This is a genomic window from Mycobacterium sp. 1245111.1, assembly GCF_001673405.1.
Taxonomy (GTDB): domain Bacteria; phylum Actinomycetota; class Actinomycetes; order Mycobacteriales; family Mycobacteriaceae; genus Mycobacterium.
Window position 1 is genome coordinate 1 of record NZ_LZLV01000097.1, and the last position, 7299, is coordinate 7299.

The following is a 7299-nucleotide window of genomic DNA, read 5'->3' on the forward strand; positions in this document are numbered from 1 at the left end:
CGCTACCAAACCCAATGGATCCCACCACCCCACCTCGACCACGGCCAACCCCGCATCAACACCTACCACCACCCCGAGAAACTCCTAAGGAGTGACGATGACGGAATTCCGTAATGCGTTGTGTCAGTGCAAAGTCGGTGCATAACGCAGCACCGCGCCAATGCCATCGGCGGGTGCGATCCGCTCGTCGGTGCGGACCAGCGACGCGCCCACCGACACAGCGAACATCGGCAAGGCCTCGTCGGCGCGCAGCGTCCGTGCCGGGGCCGCACCTTGCTCGGAGAGCACTTCGGCCGTGGGCGCCACCGTGGTGAGGTCTTCGTCGGCAACCACGGTTTCTTCACCGATGTCGCCGATGATCAGCGTCTCGACGGCGCCCTGGCGCAGACCCGAGCAGACCGGGCCGAGTCCCTCGGCCGCCAACCCGGACTGTCGGCCGACTTCGGCGGTAAACCGTTGCGCGGCATCGTCAATCGACGCCAAGCGCCGCTTGAGCATGTAAGCGTCGATGGCTTGCTGTACTTCGTCGGCATCGTGTCCGCTATCGCGGGCTCCCACCTCCAGCTCGACTGCCAGAGCGTGGACTTGAGGGGGCAGCTCGGCGAGGAAGTCCGCCCGGGATCGCTTCTCGCCGACGACGAACACGGCTTCCGGCCCGTATTCGCCGAGCAGATGTTCGACGCGGTCGGCGACGGCGCGAAGGTTCTTGCGCGCGTCTTCCTCACTGGGCAACTGCTGGACGGCGTCCTCGGAAGCGACCGTCTCGGTGCGGCGCTTGGATCCGGCTCGGATCGTGATGTCGGCGCCGGTGTGATCGATGGCCACCAGCAGATAGTTCACGTCCTGGGAGCCGTGCTCGACGATCGGGATGACGTAGGGCAGCTTGGACAACCGGACGATCGGCGCGGCGGGCGGCCTGATCAGATGATCGTTGAGCACGACCCCGTCGGCGCTGGCCACCACCCCGCGGCCGCTGCGGCCGACCGGCGGGCGGGCGCCCAGTACAGCGCGTTCCATGTCGGCGGTCACCGACTCGTCGGCGCCCAATTCTTCAAGCTGTTCGCGCAGCGCGCGCCAGCGCAACTCGAGTTGGGCGTCGGCGTCGGGGGTGTCGTGCGAGTCCTCGAAGTAGACCGATGCGAACGGTCCGCGAGCGGTCAACAGCGGTCGTAGACGTTCAGAATCCATGTCGAATCGGGTTCCCACGACCGGTCAGGTCAAACTGTCAGGCTCGGTCGCCCTCGGTGTCGTCGAAGAACCGCCAGTCGCCGTCGGCTTCGACTTCCATCCGCCAACCGAGTTCGGTGTTGTCGGCCTTGGCGTCGACGAACCAGGCGTGCGCGTCGTCGGCGCTCGCGATCTCCTTGGTGTCGACGACTTCGCCGTGCGGGTTGATTACTCGATACGTAGCCATCCGCATCGGTTACCCGATGCTATTCGCCCTTGAACTTCGGCGGGCGCTTGGCGAAGGTCGCCTCGATTCCCTCGGACAGATCTTTCGACGGCAGGAACGCCGCGTTCCACGCCGCCACATACCGCAGGCTGGCCGACACCTGCGAAATGCGCTGCTGGTCAAGGACGTCCTTGACGCCACGGACCGTCAGCGGTGGGTTGTCGGCGATCTCGGCGGCGGTGGCGTGCGCGGCCTGCAGGGTGGCGTCGGCGTCGGCGAACACGTCGTTGACCAAACCGATCTTCTCGGCGCGAGCCGCGTCGATGTCCTTACCGGTGAGAGCGAGTTCGCGCAGGTGCCCGTCGGACAGGATCAACGGCAGCCGCGCGAGGCTGCCGACGTCAGCCACGATCGCGAGCTTGACCTCGCGGACGGAGAACTTCGCGTCGGCGCTCGCGTAACGAATGTCGACCGCCGAGATCAGGTCGACGCCACCGCCGATGCACCAGCCGTGGATCGCGGCGATCGTCGGCGTCCGGCAGTCGGCGACGGCGCTGATCGTGCCCTGCATGCGCATCACTTCGCGGTGGAACTCGGTGCGCGGGCCGGCCATCGCTCCCTCGGCCAGCACCGGTGCCAGCGTCCCGCCCATCGCGGGCAGATCGAGGCCGTAGCTGAAGTTGCGACCCGAGCCGGTGAGGACGATGGCCCGCACATCCGGGTCGGCGTCGAGCTCGGCGAACAACTCCGGCAGCTCCGACCAGAACGCCGGACCCATCGCGTTGCCCTTGCCCGGCCCGATCAACGTCACCTGCGCGACGTGATCCTTCGTCTCGACGAGGACGGATTCATACGGCTGGCCCATGCCGAGACCGTACCGTGGAACGCATGGCTTCTGACCTGCGACCGGGACCTGACTCACCGCCCACCGACGAGCTGCGCGCCGCCGAAGCGTCACTGGGAGTCCTGCAGCACATCGTCCACCCGATCTCGCGCGACGACCTGTCACGGCCCACCGCGAGCGAGGGCTTCGCCGTGGCCCAGCTGACCGAGCATCTGGTCGAGACGATCACGTCGGTCGGTGAGGCCCTGGGAGCCGACATTCCGCCGCGCGACCCCGACGACACCGTCGAGCGCCAGCTCATCGCCGTCGGCCGGCCGACACTGGATGCGTTCCATCTTCGTCACGGTCTCGACGGGTCGGTCACCTGGCGCGGCAAGGAGACACCGGTGCGGACATTGGCGGCCGTGCTGGCATTCGGGATGCTCGTGCACGGGTGGGACTACGCCGCGGCCACCGGAATTCCGGCGGACGTTCCCGATTCGTTGGCGAACTACGTCATGGGGATAGCCGAGAAGATCATCACCCCGGAGCGCCGTGCGAACGGGGATTTCGGCGCCGCCGTCGACCCGCCGGACGGCGCGAGTGGGTTCGACCGGTTGGCCGCCTTCACCGGCCGTGACCCAAGCGCCCTGAGTTAAATGCGCTCCAGGAAGAAGTAGAAGTACCGCGCCACCCCATCCTGGAAGTCGATCACGCCCTTGCCGTTCATGATTCCCATCACGGTGTGGTCGTCGACCTGCTTGAAGTGGTCGTGCACCGGTTGGCCGTCGTAGACCATGGTCGCGGTGACTTCGCCGCGGAATTCCTCCAGCCACAGGCTGGCCTCTCCCTTGCCCATCTTGACGTTGGAGAACCGGTTGCCGTCGTCGTCGAGACACACCAGCGGCTGCACATCGGTGGGCGAGTTGAACGTCTTGCCGAACCAGCGTGACTTCTCCAGCTGACCGTTCATCCGGTGGCCGGTGACGAATTCGCCGCCCTTCCACTCGCCGATCATGCCGTCGACGGTGGCCGGCGGGAGGCTGGCCCAGTAGTCGTCCAACTCGGCATCGGCAATGGGGCCGGTGCGGTCCTTGAACTCGTCGAACTTCTTGCGCGCCAACGTCTCACCCATCGCGATCTCCTTTGATCCAATCCTCGGCGAATTTCAGCAGTGCGTCGTTCTCGTCCGGCGCTCCGATGCTCGCCCGGACACCGTCGCTGCCATACGGCCGCACCACGATCCGCGCGGCCGCGGCCTGCTCGACGAAGTCCACAGTGCGCGGCCCCAACGGCAGCCACACGAAGTTCGCCTGCGACGACGGCACCGTGAATCCCGCGTCGCGCAGGCCGTCGCTCACCCGCGCCCGCTCGGCGACCACCGCACCCGTGCGGGCCAGCAGCTCGTCGGCGGCATCCAGCGAGGCGATCGCCGCGGCCTGCGAGATGCTCGAAAGCGTGAACGGCACGTAGGCCTTGTCCAGCGCGGTGATCAGGTCCGGGTGGGCGGCGGCATACCCAACCCGCAACCCGGCCAGCCCGTACGCCTTCGAAAACGTGCGCAGCACAACGACATTGCTGTGCTCGCGCACCAGCGCGAGGCTGTCGGGCAGCATGTCGTCGCGGATGTATTCGACGTAGGCCTCGTCAATCGCGATCACGATGTGTGACGGCACCGCCTCGACGAAGCGGGTCAAGGCATCCGGATCCACCACCGTAGAGGTGGGGTTGTTGGGGTTGCACACGAAAATCAGCCGGGTCCGGTCGGTGACCGCGGCCAGCATCGCCTGCAGGTCGAAAGTGTGGTCGGTGAGCGGGATTTGGACCGCGGTGGCGCCGGCCAGGCGGACCTGCAGCGGATAGATCTCGAAGCTGCGCCAGCCGAACATCACCTCGTCGCCCGCAGTGGACGTGATCTGAACGAGCTGCTGACACAGGCTCACCGATCCGCAGCCGACGGCGATGTGTTCGGGCCCCCAGCCGCCGGCACTGCCTACCCGGCCGGAGTTCAGATGCTTGGCCAACGCCGATTTGAGCTCGACGCAGCCGTTGTCCGGGTACCGGTTGATGGCGTCGGTGGCTCGTTCGATCGCGGCGCGCACACTGGGCAGCGGGCCGTGCACGGTCTCGTTGCTGGCCAGTTTGATCGCGCCCGGGACGGTCTTGCCGGGGACGTACGCAGGCAGCTCGGCCATTTCGGGGCGAAGGCGAGCGGTCATTTCGACAGCATATGTCTGGCCTGTGTACGCTGTGCTCCGCGGCGGTTCCGGGAGCCAACCGTGCTCGATGGTCAGGCTCCTCCGCGGTCCGCTGCCCGGCCCGCGTCGGTACCTGAGCGGGATCCGGTACCCTCAGACGGCCAGGGAGGCGTGCCAGAGCGGCCGAATGGGACTCACTGCTAATGAGTTGTCCCCCTTACAGGGGACCGGAGGTTCAAATCCTCTCGCCTCCGCCAAGCGTGGCGATCGCGAGCGCGGCGTCAGCCGGGCGAAGCGGGTCGGCACAACAGCACGAGACAACTGAACACAGGCGCCCGTAGCTCAACGGATAGAGCATCTGACTACGGATCAGAAGGTTAGGGGTTCGAATCCCTTCGGGCGCGCCACGTCAGCACCTCAGTGCGTGATCAGGTCTGCGGCGAGATCTTGCTCGTCCTCACGCAGACTGCCCGGGGACGCCGACCGTAATTCCCAATACGCAGTGCTCCCGTCCGGAACGGTCAACTGGCCGCGGCCCAACGCCGTGTCGATCAGATCGCGCACGCGCTGCTCGTTCGACGGCTCGGTCGCGAAAACCACACGCAACGCCACGGTTTCGCCGTCTGCGGCATTACTGACGTAGTGCGGCGCGAGCGGACACGGCGGTGAATGGTCCCAACTTCCGCACAACTCGGCAGTGATCGCGCCACCCGGTGCATTCGGACTGTCGCCGGAGCGCATCGCGACGACAGCGTCGTGGGCAAAGGCCTCGCGTGCCATGGCGATGAATCTAACCCGCCGGGGCCGCCCCTACACCGACGGCAATATGTCGAGCAGATTGTTGCCGCCCGTGGCGATCGCGTGAAGCAGGTCGCCGAAGGCCGCGGCGAGATCCCAATTGCCGGCCGTGGTGGGGTCGGCGCCCGCGAATGCGCTGCTGCCGGTGCCGATGACGGTGGCGATGTCGTAATTCCCCGGGGCGCTGAGACTGGTACCGCCGGCGAAGGCCTGGTCAGCCGCAGTGCCGGTATTGATGACCAAAGCGATGTCGACATTGCCGTTGGCGGTGGCGTCGACGTTGGGGCCAGCGGCCAGTGCGGCGGAGAGGCTGCCTCCTTCGGCGGCCGCGTTGCTGTTGTCGCCGTTGGCCAATGCCAGGTCGAGGTTGCCCACCGCGGACGCGTTGCTGCCGGTGCCGGTCGCGCTTGCGATATCAAATTGGCCGAACCCGGCGTTGGCGCTGCTATTGGCGCCCTCGGCGGTGGCTATGTTCCACCCGCCGCCGATTCCGACGACCGCTTTGCTGCCGTCGCCGTCGGCGGCGGCGATGTCGAAGTTGCTGCCAATCCCCGCGCCGGCATTGCTGTTGTCGCCGTTGGCGATTGCGACGACGAAACTGCCGCCCACCCCGGCGCCGGCGGTGCTGTTGTCGCCGTTGGCGATTGCGATGTCGAAGTTGCCGGCCAACCCGGCGCCTGCATTGGCATCGGTGCCGTACGCGAATGCGCCGTCGAGGAAGCCGCCGCTGGCGTTGGCGTGGGCGCCGTCGCCGATAGCGACCGCGAAGCTACCGAACGACGACTCGGCGGTGGCGGTGTTGCCGAGCGTCGGGAACAAGTCGAACCCGCTGATGGAGATCTGCATATCCAGCGGCGCAGCGGCATCGGCGGCGGGGACGGGCAGACCGCTCACCACTTGATCGAGCCACGAATACGGATCGGTGGACGAGTCTGCGAAGGCGGCCCCCGGGGTAGCGGCCAGAGCGGCACCGAGGCTCGTTCCGGCCGCCAGCATCCCAAGTAGACCGTTACGAATCAGGTGCGTCACCGGTCCGCCTTCCCGCGGGCGCACCCCGCGGGTGCCCACAATCGTCACTCTCGACGGCGCCCCCGCTGACGCGAAAGCTACTCCGCAAAGCGGCCCTGCACGCGTGTTTGACACAAGTTGAACAATCCAGTTGGGTGCACTGTTACCGTGCGTTACCGGACGGGCTTTAAGGAGGATCGGTGTCGACCCTGCCCAAGATGTTGGTCATCGGTCTGGTGGAGCTTGTCGCGTTCGGCGCGATGCTGTTCGTGCCGGCCGGGACGTTCGACTACTGGCAGGCATGGGTTTTTCTGGCGGTGGTCACCGCTGCCGCATGGGTCCCCAACATCCACGTCCTGCGCACCGACCCCGTTGTGCGTCAACGCCGGATGAGCGGAGGGCCGACAGCCGAGACCCGGCTCGCGCAGAAGGTCCTCATAGCCGGGCTGTACGCGTCGTTGGCGGCGATGGTCGTGGTCAGCGTGCTGGACCATCGATTCGGCATGTCGTCGGTGCCGGCCTCGATCTGCTTGGTCGGTGATGTCCTGGTCGCCGCCGGACTCGGTGTCGTGGCGCTGGTGATCATTCAGAACAGCTACGCGGCCGCTACGGTCCGAGTCCAGGAGGGCCAGACGGTTGTCTCAACCGGCCTGTACGGACTTGTTCGGCATCCCATGTACACCGGCAACGTCGTCATGCTGATCGGTATCCCGCTTGCGCTCGGTTCCTACCTGGGACTCGTCTTCGTCGTGCCCGCCCTGATCGTGCTCGCCTTACGCATCCGCGACGAAGAGAAGCTGCTCCGAGAACAGCTGAACGGATACCGCGAGTACTCCGAGAAGGTTCGCCACCGGCTCGTCCCAGGAATGTGGTGACCGGCCGCTCCCTCAGTTGAACCGCTGGTGCGGCTGAATGTGTTGGGCGAGTTGGGTGATGGTGGGTTGGTCGAAGATGGTTTGCACTGGGATGTCGATGCCGAGTTCGGTGTGGATGCGGGTGGCCAGGCGCATGGCGAGCAGGGAGTGGCCGCCGAGGTCGAAGAAGGAGTCGTCGATGCCGACCTTGTCGAGGTTGAGGAG

The 7299-nt window shown here is 66.5% G+C and carries 11 protein-coding genes and 2 tRNA genes; 5 read left to right on the forward strand and 8 right to left on the reverse strand.

The genetic code is table 11. The features are described 5' to 3' along the window. On the forward strand, window positions 1–114 hold a 114-nt coding region (locus tag A5658_RS29380; RefSeq protein ID WP_369830524.1), incomplete at its 5' end, for a hypothetical protein. Between the two features lie 9 nt (window positions 115–123). On the opposite strand, the gene A5658_RS14190 is transcribed toward A5658_RS29380, so the two are convergent. The 3 genes from A5658_RS14190 to A5658_RS14200 are packed head-to-tail and all read right to left on the reverse strand — an operon-like array spanning window position 124 to window position 2258. Then, window positions 124–1188: a hypothetical protein gene (locus A5658_RS14190; RefSeq protein ID WP_067335918.1), complete on the reverse strand. Its 1065-nt coding sequence runs from the start codon at window positions 1186–1188 to the stop codon at window positions 124–126. A 37-nt stretch (window positions 1189–1225) separates the two neighbouring features. Next, window positions 1226–1414, reverse strand: a complete 189-nt coding sequence (locus A5658_RS14195) for a hypothetical protein (protein ID WP_067335920.1) — start codon at window positions 1412–1414, stop codon at window positions 1226–1228. A gap of 19 nt (window positions 1415–1433) precedes the next feature. Continuing rightward, window positions 1434–2258, reverse strand: a complete 825-nt coding sequence (locus A5658_RS14200) for a crotonase/enoyl-CoA hydratase family protein (RefSeq protein WP_067335923.1) — start codon at window positions 2256–2258, stop codon at window positions 1434–1436. Between the two features lie 23 nt (window positions 2259–2281). Between A5658_RS14200 and A5658_RS14205 the strand changes: the two genes are divergently transcribed. Then, entirely contained in the window at window positions 2282–2875 is a 594-nt protein-coding gene (locus A5658_RS14205; protein WP_067335926.1) for a TIGR03086 family metal-binding protein, read from the forward strand. Here the strand turns inward: A5658_RS14205 and A5658_RS14210 are convergent. Together A5658_RS14210 and A5658_RS14215 are read right to left on the reverse strand one after the other, a co-directional pair. Continuing rightward, the gene (locus A5658_RS14210) at window positions 2872–3351 is read right to left on the reverse strand and encodes a DUF4334 domain-containing protein (RefSeq protein WP_067335930.1); all 480 of its coding nucleotides are present in this window, start codon (window positions 3349–3351) and stop codon (window positions 2872–2874) included. The two genes, A5658_RS14205 and A5658_RS14210, sit on opposite strands and share 4 nt — an antisense overlap. Continuing rightward, a complete protein-coding gene (locus A5658_RS14215; RefSeq protein ID WP_067335933.1) occupies window positions 3344–4435 on the reverse strand; it encodes a pyridoxal phosphate-dependent aminotransferase in 1092 nt (363 codons plus the stop codon). The genes A5658_RS14210 and A5658_RS14215 overlap by 8 nt, the downstream gene beginning before the upstream one ends. 144 nt (window positions 4436–4579) lie before the next feature. Here A5658_RS14215 and A5658_RS14220 point away from each other — a divergent pair. Further along, a tRNA-Ser gene (locus tag A5658_RS14220) sits at window positions 4580–4671 on the forward strand. 74 nt (window positions 4672–4745) lie between these two features. Further along, window positions 4746–4821 (forward strand) — tRNA-Arg (locus A5658_RS14225). A gap of 10 nt (window positions 4822–4831) precedes the next feature. Here A5658_RS14225 and A5658_RS14230 read toward each other — a convergent pair. Continuing rightward, window positions 4832–5194, reverse strand: a complete 363-nt coding sequence (locus tag A5658_RS14230) for a hypothetical protein (RefSeq protein ID WP_067335937.1) — start codon at window positions 5192–5194, stop codon at window positions 4832–4834. A gap of 30 nt (window positions 5195–5224) precedes the next feature. Continuing rightward, a complete protein-coding gene (locus A5658_RS14235) occupies window positions 5225–6241 on the reverse strand; it encodes a hypothetical protein (protein WP_156751462.1) in 1017 nt (338 codons plus the stop codon). 197 nt (window positions 6242–6438) lie between these two features. On the opposite strand from A5658_RS14235, the gene A5658_RS14240 reads away from it, so the two are divergent. Next, window positions 6439–7095 carry a methyltransferase gene (locus A5658_RS14240; protein WP_156751464.1) on the forward strand — a complete coding sequence of 219 codons (657 nt, stop codon included), beginning with the start codon at window positions 6439–6441 and terminating at the stop codon, window positions 7093–7095. Between the two features lie 12 nt (window positions 7096–7107). On the opposite strand, the gene A5658_RS14245 is transcribed toward A5658_RS14240, so the two are convergent. Next, the coding region (locus tag A5658_RS14245) for a phosphopantetheine-binding protein (RefSeq protein WP_156751463.1) at window positions 7108–7299 on the reverse strand (192 nt) is incomplete at its 5' end.

What these genes read in the sequence shown, in the direction of transcription:
- A5658_RS14190 (WP_067335918.1), bottom strand. Translation starts at nt 1,188, where the DNA reads ATGGATTCTGAACGTCTACGACCGCTGTTGACCGCTCGCGGACCGTTC.
- A5658_RS14195 (WP_067335920.1), bottom strand. Translation starts at nt 1,414, where the DNA reads ATGGCTACGTATCGAGTAATCAACCCGCACGGCGAAGTCGTCGACACC.
- A5658_RS14200 (WP_067335923.1), bottom strand. Translation starts at nt 2,258, where the DNA reads ATGGGCCAGCCGTATGAATCCGTCCTCGTCGAGACGAAGGATCACGTC.
- A5658_RS14205 (WP_067335926.1), top strand. Translation starts at nt 2,282, where the DNA reads ATGGCTTCTGACCTGCGACCGGGACCTGACTCACCGCCCACCGACGAG.
- A5658_RS14210 (WP_067335930.1), bottom strand. Translation starts at nt 3,351, where the DNA reads ATGGGTGAGACGTTGGCGCGCAAGAAGTTCGACGAGTTCAAGGACCGC.
- A5658_RS14215 (WP_067335933.1), bottom strand. Translation starts at nt 4,435, where the DNA reads ATGACCGCTCGCCTTCGCCCCGAAATGGCCGAGCTGCCTGCGTACGTC.
- A5658_RS14230 (WP_067335937.1), bottom strand. Translation starts at nt 5,194, where the DNA reads ATGGCACGCGAGGCCTTTGCCCACGACGCTGTCGTCGCGATGCGCTCC.
- A5658_RS14240 (WP_156751464.1), top strand. Translation starts at nt 6,439, where the DNA reads ATGTTGGTCATCGGTCTGGTGGAGCTTGTCGCGTTCGGCGCGATGCTG.